Raw genomic sequence first — 14,887 nt, 5'->3', positions numbered from 1 at the left:
GAAGATGAAACGTCTCATTGCCGGGCTGCCGTTTATTGCGGCGGTCATATTCGGTGGGTTTTTTCTCTGGGGACTCAATCCCGACCGGGATCCCAACGAGATCCCTTCCGTCCTGATCTCGCAACCGGCCCCGGCGTTCGACCTCGATCCCGTGCCGGGGTTGGAGACACCCGGCCTGGCCCGAAGCGATCTTGTCGGCAACGAACGACCGGTCGTGGTCAATGTCTTTGCGTCCTGGTGCGTGCCCTGCCGCGCGGAACATGCCGTGTTGACAAGATTTGTCGAACGAGAAGGCATGCGGTTGTTCGGAATAAACTACAAAGACAAACCTGAGGATGCCGTGAAGTGGCTCAATGACCTCGGCAATCCCTACGAGCGGATCGGGTCCGACCTGTCGGGCCGGACCGGGATCGAATGGGGCCTGTCGGGCGTGCCGGAAACCTTCATCGTCGATAGCGATGGCACCGTTTTGTTTCGCTATGTCGGGCCGGTCGTGGGTCCGGACGCCGTCGAACGGTTCACGCAAGCCCTGAAGCAGGCAGGCGCACTGCCAAATGGAGCAGGTTCATGAGACAGTTGATTTTCGCGTTTTGCATCGGGCTCCTTCCCTTTGCCGCCAATGCGGTGGAACCGGACGAAATGCTGACCGACCCGGTATTGGAACAGCGTGCGCGGGAGATTTCCAAGGATCTACGATGCGTCGTCTGTCAGAACCAGGACATCGACAGTTCGAACGCGGGTGTGGCGCGGGACTTGCGTCTGCTCGTACGCGAGCGCCTGGTCGTTGGAGACAGCGACGCGGAGGTGATCGAATACATACGGGCGCGGTACGGGGATTACGTGCTGCTGAAACCGCCTCTGGAGCCTGCGACCTACGCGCTTTGGTTCGCTCCGATCGCTTTCGTTCTGATCGGGGTTTTCGTTGGTGGCGGGCTACTGATGAGTCGGCGAAAGCAAGAGGCATTTGAAGACTTGGGCTCGGAGGATGAGAACACCGTGTCCGAAATTCTCAGGCAAAACGAAGCGGGGGATGCGTCATGATCTGGGGTATTTTCGTTCTTTTGACGCTGGTCGCAATCGGAATTGTCCTCTACCCGCTGCTGCTGTCCAAATCGAACACTCTCACCAGAGGGGATGCGGTACCGGCGATCCTCGCCGATCAGATGCGGGAAATCCAACGAGACATGGACCGCGGTTTGATTTCTGAACAGGAAGCTCAAGCAGCCAGACTCGAGATCAAGAAACGGATCCTCGCGACGACCCGCAATTCGGAAGAAAAAGCCGGATCATCCCGTAATGGTGGCAGAGTCACTCTCGTTGTCGCGGCGGTCCTCGCGCCGGTTATTGCCGCGGGCTACTATCTGACGATGGGATCGCCGGAGGTTCCTTCAATGGCCTTCGCTGCCCGTGCAGAGGAGCGGGCACAGACTGATGAAGTGACGGCGCTGGCAATACAACTTCGCGAAAGGCTTGTATCCGATCCGACCGGCGGCCCTAGCGAAGGGTGGATGCTGTTGGGCCAGACCTATCAGCGCATGGGCAGAGCAGCCGATGCCGTCGAAGCCTTCGAAGTCGTTGCCGAACGGGAGGATGCCACCTCCGCGACATTCTCCATGCTGGCAGAGGCTGTCGCGGTTGCCAATGACGGCGTTGTTATTCCACGGGCGAAATTGGCCATTGATCGCGCTTTGGACCTTGACCCATCCAATCCTGCGGCAACCTACTTCGAGTCTCTGTATTACCTTCAGCAAGAAGAGACGCGTAAGGCCTACGATCTGCTTGTTTCACGGCTGAATCAGGAAGAGGCTTACGTTCCCTGGATGGAGACCTATGCAGCGCAGATCAACCGGATTGCAGCGGCAGCTGACCTTCCGGTCGTCAATCTACCCAGCGGGCCGACGTCGCAACCAGGCCCGAGTGCCGCAGATGTCGCGGCGGCGTCGGAGATGAATGACGCGGATCGCGCGGAGTTCATCCGATCGATGGTCTCGCGGCTGGCCGAGCGTCTTGAGGATGAACCGGACGATCTGGATGGTTGGATGCGGCTGGCAAATGCCTATACCGTCCTTCAGGAGCCCGATCGCGCCGTTGAGGCCTACCGCAAGGCTGAAGCGCTGTTGGAGCAGCAGCCCGCCAGTGATCCTCGGCGTGCGGCGGTCCGTGCCGCGCTTGAGCGGCTCGGCGGCTGACTACTGCTCGGTGTCCCGGTCGAGCAGGTCACTCCTGTCCGGCAACCTTTGCGGAAACATCCCGACCACTGGCTTGCGCCAAGGCGTTCATCACGTCCTCGGTTTTTAGCAATTCGGACAGCACAATGCCGTTCGGTGCCGATGGTCCGTAGACGGCATTGAAGGGGATGCCGTATCTGCCGAAACTCTCAAGGTAGCGGGAAATGCGCGTGTCCGGGCGTGTCCAATCTGCCTGCATCGCCGTGACTCCAGGCGCTTCAAGCGCGCTCCGGACTGGCTCCCGATCGATGATAAGTGTCTTGTTCGCTTTGCAAGTCAGACACCAGTCAGCGGTCACATCGACAAAAACGACCTCTCCTGCGGACACGCGTTTCGCTATTTCCGAACGATCAAATGCGATCCAAGCCATTGCCAACTGCGGCGTCGAACGCGCAGGTGCTGATTGCTGCAAGAGAGGACCTGCGGCAATGGCCAGGACAAGGCTGGCTATGGCAATAGACCACCTGAATTGGGACTGCACATTCGGGAGAGATAGTATCAGAACGGCGAGACCGGACAACGCCGCGACCGCGATGACAGACGCAAGCCCGGCGACACCGTCGAGCACCCAGAACAGCCACACGGCGGTTGCAAGCAACAAAACCCCCATGACGCTTTTGATGATCAGCATCCATCGACCAGGCTTGGGCATGAATGCGACCAGACGCGGGAACGCGGCGATGACGAGATAGGGCAGGGCGAGGCCGAGCCCGAGGCTCGTAAAGACGATGAGGATGTCCACGCCACGCCCGGCCAAAGCAAAGGCCACCGCGGTGCCGAGGAACGGTGCCGAACAAGGCGTCGCCATGACGGCACCGAACATGCCAGTGAAAAAGTCGGCGGAATACCCGTTGCGTCCTCCGGCCCCTGCAAGCCGCGTCTGCATGCCGTGTGGAAGGGCGAACTCGAACGCTCCGAACAGATTTGCCGAAAAGACGAGCAGGACAGCGATCATCGCCGCAAGAAACAGCGGGCTTTGAAACTGCAAACCCCACCCGACGCTGAGGCCTGCCGTCTGGAGCGCCCAGAGGACGAGCGCCAGACCCCACATGAACGTCATGATGCCGGCGCTGGCAGCGACGAAACCGAACCGGACACGGGTTGTGTCGTGATCGGTGTGTTTGAGCACAGACGACACCTTGATGGACAGCACCGGCAGCACGCAGGGCATCACATTCAGGATCAATCCGCCCAGCAGCGCGATCGCGGCAATCCAGATCAGTTCCATCATGTCCGGTGTCGTGGCGGCCAGTTCAAAGGGTGGTGCTATTCCTTGCGCCACGCGATCCGCGATGATCGTGAAGGCCCGGTTCTCGCCGTCGGTGACGGTAATCGACGGAGCCACTGTCACATCCGTATTCGACGAGAGGATCGGCAAGCGCGCCCAAAGCAAACGATCCTCTTCTCCCAAACGGATATCGGGTTTGCCAAGCGCAACACCCATACCCAGTTCGGGAAACACATCCGGCGACTGGAGTGGTTCATCGACGCGAAGGCTGACGATCAACTCCGTGAGGTCTTCGTCGATGAAGGCATTTGCCTCGCTGACGCCGCTCGTCTCGGCCCCTTCGGGGACGCGCTCGGAAAACGTACCGATCAGCCCAGCCGAAGTGCTGTCGATGACGTTGCCCCGTCCGAGGCGAAGTGACAGGTCAAACTCTTCCGGGACACAGACATTGGAGCACACCAGCAGTTTGACCTGCGCGGAAAGAGTCACAGGTGCGCCGGGATCTTTGAGCGTTATGCGCAGCGGAAAGACGACTTCACCCGCATAACCAAAATTTTCGATGCCGAAGGCGGTGAAGCGCGTCGGGGCGGGCCACATGAATTCGACATCTGCGACGTTTTCGGAACCGCTCCATTCGACGGAAGGCGGTATTCCCACCTCTCCCGGCGACCGCCAATAGGTCTTCCAGTTTTCGTTCAGTTGAAGATGAAGCCCGGCTGACAGGGTCAGTGTGTTCTCGGGAACCCCGTCCTGTGCGCTAATGAGATGCGCCTTCAGCGGAGAGCTTTGATACGCGGCTGATGTCTCAGCCGAGCCACTGCCAGAGGAAAGCGCCAGGATCAGTGCGGGCAAAATCAGAAACCGGCGCAGTGTCGACAGGGTTTTCGCCAAGGATCCGCTTCCTTCCCTTAAAGCCGGCTCGGGTTGAATCTGCACCCGGAACTTTGTCTCAAAGACCGCCGACGGCAAAGCCTTGTCGACCATCAGAACAAACAACACGCGCTACGTCGGCAGAGGACGAGGGTATCAACCGACACCCGTCGGGGAGGATGATCAATGCCTGCTTGGTGGAAACGATGACCTCCCGCTCGGGACAGTCTTCAAGACTTGCGGCGCATCCGCCAAGCGTTGTAATCGTCAGCAACCATGCGCTTGCTCGCATTTTCCCGCGCAAATTATTGCCTGTTGCGTGCAACCGCGGGAATCGTAGAAGGCACGGACACGGGTGTTTCTTCGATACTGCCTTTCTCTTCGTTCGAATGGCACGACTTTCCCATAAATTTGTGCATCACGAGATGCGCACCGACGCAAAGCAGCAGTGGCGCAAAAGCGGCTGCATTGCTCCACATACCCGCGAGTGTGCCGCCAGCAAGAAAAAAACCGGCGACAGGTAAGAGCATCACAATGCAACACGCCATCATTCCGTAATGCATGAGCCTGTCTGCGGTTGGCTTGTTCTTATGGTTCTGGTGGTCCATGTCGCCCTCTTGGCTACTTATCTGCCGCCATTTGCGACCCTCCAGGGGGGCAAGGTCAAGGATACAAATGGATACACTTCTCGCGGCCTTGTCAGGTTGCCAGATGCCGGGTCTCGCGTAAAAGACGTGTGACAAAACCGAGGCTAGGAGTGTGTCATGACGTCTTTGCGGAATAACAAGATTAACCGACGACACCTATTGGGTTTGGCAGCGGTTGCTTTGGCTGCCCCAAGCGTGGTTCGGGCCGAAGTCATTCGCCGCAATATCTCTTCTTTCCGAGTTCACGAGTGGCAAGACCATTTCGATACGCTTGGAAAAGGTATCATTATCTCGGATACGGAAACACGGGCTCTGCAGCATTGGACAGCAGATGGTTCAATGCGGATCTATCCGACATCCGTTCCTCTGACCGATGAACTCACAAAACGGGGTTATACCGAAGTCGTGGAAAAGCGCAAAAACCCCAGCTGGGCGCCGACGCCCTCCATGCGGGAACGCAATCCAGAATGGCCGGCACGTGTCGAGGGAGGCGATCCTGCCAACCCTCTGGGTACCCGCGCATTGTATCTGTCCTGGCAATACTACCGTATTCACGGAACACAGGACACGCGAAAGATCGGCCGTCGGTCGTCAAATGGCTGCATCGGTTTGTTCAACGAACAGGTTGAAGAGCTTTACGAGCGGGTGCCCGTCGGCACTCAAGTCAAACTCATCTGACCCAAGAGACAAGGCGGAAGATACAGGCATGGACAAACTGACTGCGCTGATCGGTGCCGTTTTTGTTATCGGCGGGGGCGTTGCCGCTTGGCAGTTCATTGGTACGCAGGACACAGCAGTAGGCCACTCGATGACCCCACCTGACACGAGTGAGATCGCGCAAGGCGACCCCATCGTCCAGGTCAAGCTGCCTTCCGAGCTCTCACCGCAAGCAGCGATCGGCAAAAACATATTCGAGACCAAGTGTTCTGAGTGTCACGGCGAAAACGCTGCTGGACGCAACGATATTGCGCCGCCTTTGGTGCACAAGATTTACGAACCCGGCCACCATTCCGATATGGCCTTTGTTCTGGCCGCTCAGAACGGCGTGCGTGCGCATCACTGGAAATTCGGTAATATGCCCAAGATCGAGGGGCTGACCCAAGGAGACGTCAAGATGGTGGCTGCCTATGTCCGAGAACTACAGCGGGCCAACGGGATCAACTGATGCGTTGGTCGAAGACGAACAGATGGATCCTGTCGATCGTTTTTGGCCTGTTCCTTGTGGTTCTCGGTGTCCCTGAGGCACCAGCGTTCCATGATAGAGCGTCTTTGGCGCAAGAATCACACAGTCATGAAAATGTGGGGCCATCTACGAGCGAGACCTCTGGTCACTGTCATCCGGGACTCGACTGTTCTGTTCCGGCAGCGTTGTTGTTCCCAGCAACGGTGGTTTACGAGCCTCATTTTATGAACGCCGTCATGCAAGACGGCGCGACCCAACGAACCGAATTGCGCCCCGACAGCGATCCTCCACCCCCACGGAAGTGGGTCTGATTTCACACCCCTCTTAGAGCAGACCCATTAAAGGATCGAAGACATGAAAAAGACGACTATCGCAGCGGCAGTGTTGATTGCAGGAACCGCGGTCGCGGCATTTGCGCATAGCGGTGCCACGGGCATCGTAAAGGAACGCATGGATGCCATGGCCGCCATGGGAAAGGCAGTCAAAACCGTAGCCCCGATGATGCGGGGCGAAACGGCCTATGACGCAGAAATAGTGGGCGATGCAGCGCGCCTGTTCCAGCAGCACGCCGGTGAGAGCATGACAAAGCTGTTCCCAGAGGGCACAGGTGGCATGCCCTCGGAAGCCAAAGACGAAGTGTGGACCGATTGGGACCGCTTCGCAGCACTGGCAAATCAGCTGGAAGAATACTCTGAAGGCCTGAAACGCGCAGCCGACAATGGGCTAGGCGGCATGGGCGGCAATACCTCCACGGATGGCGCCTCGATGATGGGCGGCGGATCCATGATGGGAAGCGATACAACCATGATGGGCGGGAGCACGATGATGGGCAGCGGCGGCATGATGGATGCTGCCGCCATTGCCGAAATGCCCGCCGACGCGGCATTCGCGATGACGACACAGGTCTGTTCCGCATGCCATGAACGCTTCCGGGCGGAAGAAGACTAACCATGCGCCGGTTTTTGAAACTCGTCACCGGGGTCGCCGTGCTGGGCGCGGCCGGCCTCGGCGTGGTGATTGCATGGCCTGTCGGCAGTGCAGTGACTCCGATTGCAACAGAGGGCAATGTCGACCGGGGCGCATATTTGGCGCGCGCCAGTGGGTGCATTGCCTGTCATACCAATTTTGAAGCGGGCGGCGCACCACTTGCCGGAGGGGCGCCGCTCGAAACCCCGTTCGGAACGTTCTATCCGCCCAACCTGACGACCGACCCCGAACATGGCATGGGCGAATGGACGGCAGAACAGTTCGCAAAAGCCGTGCGGCAGGGGATCGGCCCCGATGGAACGCCCTACTATCCATCTTTCCCATATACGTTCTATGCGGATTTTTCTGACCAGGATATCGCTGACCTCTGGGCGGCGTTTCAAACCGTGCCGCCCGTGGACGAACCTGCACCAGAAAACGATGTCAGCTTCCCATTCGATCAACGATGGGGGCTGAAGCTCTGGCGAGCGGCGTTCTTCTACGATCCGGATACCGAACCGGTTGAAGGGCGAAGCGGCGCATGGAATCGCGGACGGGAATTGGTGCGCGGTGCGGCACATTGCGGAGCCTGCCATACGCCGCGCAATCTTGCAGGAGGTCGCGATATCGGTGCTTCCTTTGCAGGCAACGCCCAGCTTCCCGGTGGCAGCAAGGCACCCGCGATACGGCCAAAAGACCTGGCCAAAAATGACTGGACGGTTTCAAACCTCGCTTATGCGCTCCAGACCGGCATCATCCCTTCGGGCGATGCTTTCGGCGGCAGCATGGCGGAAGTGGTTCGCGAGGGAACTCGGTTTCTGACACCTGCCGATCGCGAAGCGATGGCGCTTTTCCTGCTGAACAAGGACACGGTCGAGGCGGAGAACCCCGCGTCGAACTAACACCACGCGGGGGCAACAAGCCCCCGCTTTCTCGAGGATCGAAATGAGACAAACACGTCGGGATTTCTTGCGCCATGCAACACTGGCGGCCTGCGCGGCGGCCATCCCGCGGTCGGCTTTTGCCGCAACCCCGTTCGAGGACGTGGTTGCCAAGGTTGCACGTCAACAGCTTCTTCCGGACACCTACCCGGAAACAGAGATCTGGGGCTATGACGGCCTTGTTCCGGCCCCGGAAATCCGGGTCGCTCAAGGCGATCGGGTGCGCCGCAGGTTCCGCAACGAGGTACCCGATCCCAGTTCGGTTCACTGGCACGGAATCCGGATCGATAACGCGATGGATGGCGTTTCAGGGCTGACCCAAGAGCCCGTGGCACCTGGTGAAACCTTTGACTACGACTTCGTCGTACCGGACGCCGGGACCTATTGGTACCACGCGCATAATCGCTCATACGAGCAGGTCGCGCGTGGTTTGCGCGGTGCTTTGATCGTCGAAGAGGCCAATGGACCGGACATCGACCGCGAGGAAGTCATCGTTCTGGAGGACTGGTTGCTCGATCCCGAAAGCGGGCAGCTTTTCGACAATTTCGAGCAGCCTATGATGATGAGCCACGGTGGACGCATCGGCAACTTTATCACGACCAATGGGCGCTATGACCTGACCTTGTCCGCGAAGCGCAACGAACGCATTCGCTTGCGGATCATCAACGCAGCAAGCGCGCGGATTTTCCCGCTGACGCTCTCGGGGTTGAGTGGCTGGAGGGTGGCCGTCGATGGAATGCCAATCGGCCAACCCCAGCAGATTGACGGCGAGTTGATCCTCGGCCCGGCACAGCGCGTCGACTTAATTGTCGATGTGACCGAAGACGAAGGCGGCGTGGCCCATTTGCTGCGCATCGGCGATGACGATCAACCGACCCCGCTCGTGAGTTTTCCGATCGACGGCACAGCCAGTTCAGTACCAAGAGGCAAGCCACTGCCGTTGCCGCCGAACCCCGCAGCAAACGCCCCGGACCTTGCCGATGCGCGAGATTTGCGACTGGTCATGTCCGGCGGTGCAATGGGGCGGATGCAGTCCGCGTTGCTCGGTGGGGAACGTCTTGGATTCCGTCAGCTTGCCCAAGCGGGCAAATTCTGGGCCCTGAATGATGTCGCCGATATGACCGACACGCCACTGGCCGATCTATCCCTGAACGAGCCGGTGCGCTTGAAGATCGAGAACCAGACCGTGTTCCCACATGCGATGCACCTGCACGGGATGCATTTCCGTGAGCTGCGCCCCGACGGCGCGTTCGGGCCGATGCGGGACACGATCCTGTTGGCCGGCAACGAGTCCCGGGAGATCGCCTTTACGGCAGACAATCCCGGCAAGTGGCTGTTCCATTGCCACATGCTCAGCCACGCCGCGTCCGGCATGACAACCTGGATACGGGTCACATGAGGTATCTCGTTTGGTCCGTTCCGATCACTGTCGCAGCAGCCGCCTTCACGTATTGGCTCTCGACCAGTGCATCCTCGGATGTCGGCAGCGCGTCCAAGGCGGAGAGCTACGACATCGAAGAAGGCGCGTTGCTCTACGCAGAAAACTGCGCGTCTTGTCATGGCGCGGATCTGGAAGGCCAGCCGGAATGGCGAACGCCGGGCGCGGATGGGCGCCTGCCAGCACCACCGCATGATGAGACGGGTCACACCTGGCATCATCCTGACAGCCTGCTCTTCGATTACACAAAACTGGGGGGTGCAACGCTTCTGGCGCGTCAGGGCGTCGAATTCGACAGTGGCATGCCCGGTTTCGCAGACGTGCTGACCGACCAGCGAATTCACAACATCCTGGCCTTCATCCGGTCCACCTGGCCAGATCGCATCCGCGAAGTCCAGGCCGCGCGGACAGAAGCCGACGAACAACGGGGAGAGAACTAAAATGCGTTTCAGACAAGCCTTCACGACGGTCGCGATAGCTGCCTTGCTTCCGCTACCGGCACTCGCCGACGAACTGTCAGAGTCCCGGGTCAAGGAACTTGTGCTGGAAGCAATCCGCGAGAACCCGGAGATTGTCATGGAGGCCGTCGCCATCCTTGAACAAAGGCAGGCGCAAGCGCAGGAGCTCAGTCAGGCCCAAGTTCTGAATGACCAGCGCGATCTGATCGAGAACGATCCGAATGCGCCGGTTCTCGGCAACGCGGAAGGGGACGTCACCGTTGTGGAATTTTTCGACTACAACTGTCCTTATTGTCGGCGGGTCAAACCCGAGGTGCGGGCTTTGATCGAAGACGATCCAAACATTCGCCTCGTCTATCGTGAATGGCCCATTCTCGGAGACGGATCGGTGTTCGCCGCGAAAGCGGCCTTGGCAGCGCGCAAGCAGGACAAATACGAAGAGTTTCACTGGGCGATGATGGGGCTGGAAGGCCGCGCGGAAGAGGCCTCCGTGCTGCGCGTTGCCGAGGAGATCGGCCTGGATATCGCACAGTTGCGCAAGGACATGGAGGCCCCCGAGGTCGAAGAGCACATTGCGACATCCATGCAACTGACCCAAGCTCTGGGCTTTAACGGCACGCCGTCTTTCGTGATCGGTGACGCGCTGGTCCCGGGCTTCGTCGAAAAGGCGCAGCTTGTCGACTTGGTCGAGGAAGCCCGCAAAGTCGAAGACTGAAATTCTGTGCCCGGACCGCCCTTGGGTGGTCCAGGCACTGCATCAAGCGGCCGCAGGTTCCACGTTGTAGCCCGCATCCCGAATGATCGCTAGGACTTGATCGGCTGGTAACACGCTGGCGACACGCACATGTCGGGCAGAAAGGTCACATTCTACGCCTGCATTCGGATCTGCGCTCTTCACCGCGCTTTCGATTGCTGCGGTGCAATGTCCACAGCTCATGTCCGGAACGCTGAACTTCATCGGAACCACTCCTTGATCTGATTTCTGTCGGTGACATGGGGCTTCCCCCCGCTGGAAGGTCAAGTGAAGAAATTTATTTGGCGCCCTCCCATTGACCCTCCAGTAACTGGAAGCCTCATATTCCACTTCGAATGGAAAAACAGGTGACACATATGCCCGAACCCAAACAGATCAGCCTGCCGATCGAAGGCATGTCATGTGCGTCCTGCGTTGGCAGGGTCGACCGCGCATTGAATGCAATCGACGGCGTAGAGGATGTGTCGGTGAATCTTGCATCCGAAACCGCGCGTATGAGCGTGGACGCGCTCAAGCGCGTTCCGGAAATCATCGAAACCCTTCGCGAGCTGGGCTACCCCGCGCGGACGGCCAAGGCCGAACTCACGATTGCAGCCATGTCCTGTGCCTCTTGCGTCGGGCGGGTCGACAAGGCGCTTTCCGCGGTGCCTGGAGTGGTCGAGGTGAACGTCAACCTCGCCTCCGAGACGGCGACGGTGGTTTACGTCGAAGGTCTTGTCACGACATCCGATCTGGTAAATGCAAGCGGCGCGGCAGGGTATCCAGCAACCGTGGCAACGGCCCAAGCCGGTGACGACAGGGTTGCGCGCAAGGAGGAAGAGGCTCAGGCGCTTGCCAAACGGGTCACCTTTGCAGCCATCCTCGCCTTGCCGGTCTTTTTGATCGAGATGGGTGGCCACGTCATTCCGGCCGTTCATATGCTTATCGAGACCACGATTGGTCAGCAGACGAGTTGGCTTCTTCAATTCGTTCTCACGACAATCGTTCTCTTCGGCCCGGGCCGGACGTTTTACACCAAGGGTTTCCCGGCCCTATTCCGGGGCGCGCCCGACATGAACAGCCTCGTCGCGGTCGGCACCGGGGCGGCTTACTTCTATTCCGTAGTTGCGACATTCATACCATCGGCCTTGCCTGACACGCTGCGCTCTGTCTACTTCGAGGCGGCAGCGGTCATCGTCGTCCTCATCTTGCTGGGGCGTTTTCTTGAAGCGCGCGCTAAGGGGAGAACGGGCGCGGCCATCCAGAAGCTGCTGGGGCTTCAGGCGCGGACCGCGCGTGTGGTGCGGGACGGTGAAAACGTCGAGATCGAGATCGATGCGCTGGTTCAGGGTGACATCGTCATCGTGCGTCCCGGCGAACGCATCGCGGTCGATGGTGAGGTCATCGAGGGGACCAGCCGCGTCGACGAAAGCATGCTGACAGGCGAGCCGATCCCCGCTGAAAAGAGTGCCGGAGATCCGGTGACCGGCGGGACGGTCAACGGCGCTGGAAGTCTGCAATTCCGCGCCACAAGGGTCGGCGCCGACACAACCCTGGCGCAGATCATTCGCATGGTCGAAGAGGCCCAGGGCGCCAAGCTGCCGATCCAGGGATTGGTCGACCGGATCACCTTGTGGTTCGTACCTGCCGTCATGGCGATCGCGGCGGCGACCGTGCTGGTCTGGCTGGTTTTCGGGCCTGATCCGGCCCTGACAATGGCGCTGATCGCCGGTGTGTCGGTGCTGATCATCGCGTGCCCCTGCGCGATGGGGCTTGCGACGCCGACCTCGATCATGGTCGGGACGGGACGTGCTGCGGAAATGGGTGTCCTGTTCCGCAAGGGCGACGCCTTGCAGCTACTTGATTCCGTTGATGTGGTCGCCCTCGACAAGACAGGCACGGTGACCGAGGGGCGACCCGCACTGACTGACCTTGTGCTGGCGGAAGGGTTCGATCGTTCAACAACGCTCTCGAAGATCGCCGCCGTGGAGTCGCTCTCCGAGCATCCTGTCGCGGACGCCATCGTCCGCGCCGCCCGGGCCGACGGCGCCCCGCTTGTGGGGGCCGAAGGTTTCCAGTCGGTCACCGGTTACGGCGTGCGCGCCTTGGTCGAAGGCGCGGAGGTGTTGGTTGGGGCCGACCGCTACATGACGCGGGAAGGCATTGACATCTCGGCATTGGCACCAGAGGAAACGAAGATCGCGAGCAAGGGTCGGACGGCGCTTTACGCTGCCATAGATGGACGTATCGCCGCCGTGATCGGCGTCGCCGATCCGGTCAAACCGGCAAGCCGCGCAGCCATCGCAGCGCTGCACGAAAAGGGTCTTGCGGTTGCGATGATCACCGGGGACAAACGCGAAACCGCCGAAGCCATCGCCCGCGAAACCGGCATCGACCATGTCGTCGCCGGCGTTCTGCCAGACGGCAAGGTCGCGGCGCTCAACAGTTTGCGCGAGGGCGGCAAGCGCATCGCCTTTGTCGGCGACGGGATCAATGACGCCCCGGCACTGGCGCATGCGGATGTGGGCATCGCCATTGGAACGGGCACCGATGTAGCCATCGAATCCGCGGATGTCGTCCTGATGTCAGGTGATCTGCGGGGCGTTGTAAATGCTTTCGAGGTGTCCCGCCGGACCATGCGAAACATCAGGCAGAACTTGTTTTGGGCCTTCGCATACAACGTGGCACTTATTCCCGTCGCCGCCGGGGTGCTTTACCCCGCCTTTGGGTTGCTCCTGTCACCAATCCTTGCGGCGGGTGCGATGGCTTTGTCCTCGGTGTTTGTCCTGACCAATGCCTTGCGGCTGCGGCGCATCGTGCCCGCGATGGACGAGCAACGCGCCATCCCGGCAGAGCTGGCAGCCGCCACGGCTGCTCCAGCCGAATAACGGAGGTTACAAATGAATATCGGAAAAGTTTCCCGACAATCGGGTGTGCCCCCAAAGACGATACGCTACTACGAGGAAATCGGGCTGATCCGTCCGAACCGTAGCGAGAACGGCTATCGCGCATTTACCGAAAACCATGTGCACAAACTGGCGTTTCTCGGCCGCGCACGGGCCTTGGGGTTCACTATTGAAGATTGCAGAACGCTTCTCTCGCTATATGAGGACGAAAACCGCGAAAGCATGCAAGTGAAGTCGGTCGCGGAAGAACACCTTCGCCAGATTGAGGAAAAGATCGAAAAACTGCAGTCGATGAGGGCAACGCTCTCGGAATTGATCGACAGATGCGCCGGAGATCATCGGCCCGATTGTCCGATCCTCGCGGACTTATCACCTTACAGTCAGCCTTCAACGGAGTAGCGAAAGAGGACCAGCCAAGAAGCCGCGCACCGGGAAAGTCGGGTGCGCGGCTCTTTTTTACTTCTGCAGCTCGGTGACGGTCAACTTTCCGTTCACCCGCTCTGCAAGAAAGCTAATCTGGATTCCTTCCGAAAGCCCCTCGAGCATTCCCGCATCGGCGAGTTCAAAGACCATTTTCATGGCCGGCATGTCGAGGTTTTCGAGCGGGCCGTGGTCGATCGTGATCTTGTTCCATTTGGTGTCGATCTTGGTTACCGTGCCGTTCGACATCAGGTGGTCGCCCTCGGCGATGGCTGCCCCTGTCACAAGCATAAGGGCGGCAGTCAGAGAGAAAATTTTGTTCATTATAGGTGTCCAGTCTTTATTTCGAGGGTTAAAAGGTCAGTCAACGATCAGGCTGCCGTACATCCCGCCTTCGTAGTGGCCGGGCAGAAGGCAAGCGAACTCGAACGTTCCAGATTTGTTGAATGTCCAGACAATTTCAGCCTTCTCGCCCGGATCAAGGCGCACGGCGTTTGGATCGTCGTGTTCCATCTCGGGAAACTTGGCCATGAGCTCGCGATGTTCGACATTATCGTCGATGGTATCCATGACGAACTCGTGGGTTTCATCCCCTTCGTTCGAGATGAGCAGGCGAACGGTTTCATCTTTGGAGAATGTCAGGTCCGAGGGTTCAAATACGAAAGGCCTGTCGCTATCGTAATCCTCTCGGAGAATTACGTTGATGGTCCGGGTCGGTTTTTGACCGTGCATGGCGGGCATGCCAACAGCCATTTGGCCGTTCTCGTGCCCAGGGCTGGCCGACAATAACACCGGGGCAATAGACGTCGCCAAGGTCAATCCCATGGCCAGAAGTGCAGTTTTCTTCATGAGCGCGTTTCTCCTGTGCT

17 protein-coding genes are annotated in these 14,887 nt (G+C 59.3%); 12 read left to right on the top strand and 5 right to left on the bottom strand.

The annotated features are described in order from the left end of the window. Window positions 1–4 precede the first annotated feature (4 nt). The 3 genes from ACXYMN_RS15895 to ccmI are packed head-to-tail and all read left to right on the top strand — an operon-like array spanning window position 5 to window position 2,189. Entirely contained in the window at window positions 5–571 is a 567-nt protein-coding gene (locus tag ACXYMN_RS15895) for a DsbE family thiol:disulfide interchange protein (RefSeq protein ID WP_038008380.1), read from the top strand. After that, on the top strand, window positions 568–1,041 hold the full coding sequence (locus ACXYMN_RS15890) for a cytochrome c-type biogenesis protein (RefSeq protein ID WP_009807484.1): 474 nt from the start codon (window positions 568–570) through the stop codon (window positions 1,039–1,041). The genes ACXYMN_RS15895 and ACXYMN_RS15890 overlap by 4 nt, the downstream gene beginning before the upstream one ends. After that, the gene (gene ccmI / locus ACXYMN_RS15885) at window positions 1,038–2,189 is read left to right on the top strand and encodes a c-type cytochrome biogenesis protein CcmI (RefSeq protein ID WP_043754564.1); all 1,152 of its coding nucleotides are present in this window, start codon (window positions 1,038–1,040) and stop codon (window positions 2,187–2,189) included. Before ACXYMN_RS15890 ends, ccmI begins: the two co-directional genes overlap by 4 nt. Window positions 2,190–2,217: 28 nt before the next feature. Here ccmI and ACXYMN_RS15880 read toward each other — a convergent pair whose 3' ends face one another. After that, window positions 2,218–4,452 (bottom strand): protein-disulfide reductase DsbD family protein, encoded by a 2,235-nt coding sequence (locus ACXYMN_RS15880; RefSeq protein WP_459014674.1) that lies wholly within the window; start codon window positions 4,450–4,452, stop codon window positions 2,218–2,220. Between the two features lie 179 nt (window positions 4,453–4,631). Continuing rightward, entirely contained in the window at window positions 4,632–4,934 is a 303-nt protein-coding gene (locus ACXYMN_RS15875; RefSeq protein WP_459014673.1) for a DUF2933 domain-containing protein, read from the bottom strand. A 156-nt stretch (window positions 4,935–5,090) separates the two neighbouring features. On the opposite strand from ACXYMN_RS15875, the gene ACXYMN_RS15870 reads away from it, so the two are divergent. The 7 genes from ACXYMN_RS15870 (at window position 5,091) to ACXYMN_RS15840 (ending at window position 10,674) form a co-directional block, all read left to right on the top strand. After that, a complete protein-coding gene (locus tag ACXYMN_RS15870; RefSeq protein ID WP_347510542.1) occupies window positions 5,091–5,651 on the top strand; it encodes a L,D-transpeptidase in 561 nt (186 codons plus the stop codon). Window positions 5,652–5,679: 28 nt separating this feature from the next. Continuing rightward, a complete protein-coding gene (locus ACXYMN_RS15865) occupies window positions 5,680–6,138 on the top strand; it encodes a c-type cytochrome (RefSeq protein ID WP_096708184.1) in 459 nt (152 codons plus the stop codon). 372 nt (window positions 6,139–6,510) lie between these two features. Next, window positions 6,511–7,104, top strand: a complete 594-nt coding sequence (locus ACXYMN_RS15860) for a c-type cytochrome (protein ID WP_040182553.1) — start codon at window positions 6,511–6,513, stop codon at window positions 7,102–7,104. Between the two features lie 2 nt (window positions 7,105–7,106). Beyond that, on the top strand, window positions 7,107–8,024 hold the full coding sequence (locus ACXYMN_RS15855) for a c-type cytochrome (RefSeq protein ID WP_040182554.1): 918 nt from the start codon (window positions 7,107–7,109) through the stop codon (window positions 8,022–8,024). 43 nt (window positions 8,025–8,067) lie between these two features. Beyond that, window positions 8,068–9,462: a multicopper oxidase family protein gene (locus ACXYMN_RS15850; protein WP_058239069.1), complete on the top strand. Its 1,395-nt coding sequence runs from the start codon at window positions 8,068–8,070 to the stop codon at window positions 9,460–9,462. Further along, window positions 9,459–9,941 carry a c-type cytochrome gene (locus ACXYMN_RS15845; protein WP_058239068.1) on the top strand — a complete coding sequence of 161 codons (483 nt, stop codon included), beginning with the start codon at window positions 9,459–9,461 and terminating at the stop codon, window positions 9,939–9,941. Before ACXYMN_RS15850 ends, ACXYMN_RS15845 begins: the two co-directional genes overlap by 4 nt. A gap of 1 nt (window position 9,942) precedes the next feature. Continuing rightward, entirely contained in the window at window positions 9,943–10,674 is a 732-nt protein-coding gene (locus tag ACXYMN_RS15840; RefSeq protein WP_040182558.1) for a DsbA family protein, read from the top strand. 42 nt (window positions 10,675–10,716) lie between these two features. Here ACXYMN_RS15840 and ACXYMN_RS15835 read toward each other — a convergent pair whose 3' ends face one another. Further along, window positions 10,717–10,917 carry a heavy-metal-associated domain-containing protein gene (locus tag ACXYMN_RS15835; protein WP_058239067.1) on the bottom strand — a complete coding sequence of 67 codons (201 nt, stop codon included), beginning with the start codon at window positions 10,915–10,917 and terminating at the stop codon, window positions 10,717–10,719. 152 nt (window positions 10,918–11,069) lie between these two features. Here ACXYMN_RS15835 and ACXYMN_RS15830 point away from each other — a divergent pair, with 152 nt between their 5' ends. Together ACXYMN_RS15830 and cueR are read left to right on the top strand one after the other, a co-directional pair. Next, window positions 11,070–13,580: a heavy metal translocating P-type ATPase gene (locus ACXYMN_RS15830; RefSeq protein WP_459014672.1), complete on the top strand. Its 2,511-nt coding sequence runs from the start codon at window positions 11,070–11,072 to the stop codon at window positions 13,578–13,580. A 12-nt stretch (window positions 13,581–13,592) separates the two neighbouring features. Continuing rightward, window positions 13,593–13,997: a Cu(I)-responsive transcriptional regulator gene (cueR, locus tag ACXYMN_RS15825; RefSeq protein WP_459014671.1), complete on the top strand. Its 405-nt coding sequence runs from the start codon at window positions 13,593–13,595 to the stop codon at window positions 13,995–13,997. Window positions 13,998–14,054: 57 nt separating this feature from the next. Here the strand turns inward: cueR and ACXYMN_RS15820 are convergent, their stop codons facing one another. Both ACXYMN_RS15820 and ACXYMN_RS15815 read right to left on the bottom strand, forming a co-directional pair. Beyond that, complete coding sequence (locus tag ACXYMN_RS15820) at window positions 14,055–14,342, bottom strand: copper-binding protein (protein WP_459014670.1); 288 nt, start codon at window positions 14,340–14,342, stop codon at window positions 14,055–14,057. Window positions 14,343–14,378: 36 nt separating this feature from the next. Then, on the bottom strand, window positions 14,379–14,867 hold the full coding sequence (locus ACXYMN_RS15815) for a cupredoxin domain-containing protein (RefSeq protein WP_459014669.1): 489 nt from the start codon (window positions 14,865–14,867) through the stop codon (window positions 14,379–14,381). Window positions 14,868–14,887 lie beyond the last annotated feature (20 nt).

Source organism: Roseivivax sp. CAU 1753 (genome assembly GCF_054482575.1).
The sequence above is the reverse complement of the archived record's forward strand: the minus strand, read 5'-3'. Positions and strand labels throughout refer to the sequence as shown.

Excerpts from the sequence above, each read along its gene's own strand:
- ACXYMN_RS15820 (WP_459014670.1), bottom strand. The coding sequence starts at position 14,342 with ATGAACAAAATTTTCTCTCTGACTGCCGCCCTTATGCTTGTGACAGGG.
- ACXYMN_RS15865 (WP_096708184.1), top strand. The coding sequence starts at position 5,680 with ATGGACAAACTGACTGCGCTGATCGGTGCCGTTTTTGTTATCGGCGGG.
- ACXYMN_RS15850 (WP_058239069.1), top strand. The coding sequence starts at position 8,068 with ATGAGACAAACACGTCGGGATTTCTTGCGCCATGCAACACTGGCGGCC.
- ACXYMN_RS15870 (WP_347510542.1), top strand. The coding sequence starts at position 5,091 with ATGACGTCTTTGCGGAATAACAAGATTAACCGACGACACCTATTGGGT.
- ACXYMN_RS15860 (WP_040182553.1), top strand. The coding sequence starts at position 6,511 with ATGAAAAAGACGACTATCGCAGCGGCAGTGTTGATTGCAGGAACCGCG.
- ACXYMN_RS15845 (WP_058239068.1), top strand. The coding sequence starts at position 9,459 with ATGAGGTATCTCGTTTGGTCCGTTCCGATCACTGTCGCAGCAGCCGCC.
- ACXYMN_RS15895 (WP_038008380.1), top strand. The coding sequence starts at position 5 with ATGAAACGTCTCATTGCCGGGCTGCCGTTTATTGCGGCGGTCATATTC.
- ACXYMN_RS15890 (WP_009807484.1), top strand. The coding sequence starts at position 568 with ATGAGACAGTTGATTTTCGCGTTTTGCATCGGGCTCCTTCCCTTTGCC.
- ACXYMN_RS15875 (WP_459014673.1), bottom strand. The coding sequence starts at position 4,934 with ATGGACCACCAGAACCATAAGAACAAGCCAACCGCAGACAGGCTCATG.
- ACXYMN_RS15835 (WP_058239067.1), bottom strand. The coding sequence starts at position 10,917 with ATGAAGTTCAGCGTTCCGGACATGAGCTGTGGACATTGCACCGCAGCA.
- ACXYMN_RS15855 (WP_040182554.1), top strand. The coding sequence starts at position 7,107 with ATGCGCCGGTTTTTGAAACTCGTCACCGGGGTCGCCGTGCTGGGCGCG.
- ACXYMN_RS15840 (WP_040182558.1), top strand. The coding sequence starts at position 9,943 with ATGCGTTTCAGACAAGCCTTCACGACGGTCGCGATAGCTGCCTTGCTT.
- ccmI (WP_043754564.1), top strand. The coding sequence starts at position 1,038 with ATGATCTGGGGTATTTTCGTTCTTTTGACGCTGGTCGCAATCGGAATT.
- ACXYMN_RS15815 (WP_459014669.1), bottom strand. The coding sequence starts at position 14,867 with ATGAAGAAAACTGCACTTCTGGCCATGGGATTGACCTTGGCGACGTCT.
- cueR (WP_459014671.1), top strand. The coding sequence starts at position 13,593 with ATGAATATCGGAAAAGTTTCCCGACAATCGGGTGTGCCCCCAAAGACG.
- ACXYMN_RS15830 (WP_459014672.1), top strand. The coding sequence starts at position 11,070 with ATGCCCGAACCCAAACAGATCAGCCTGCCGATCGAAGGCATGTCATGT.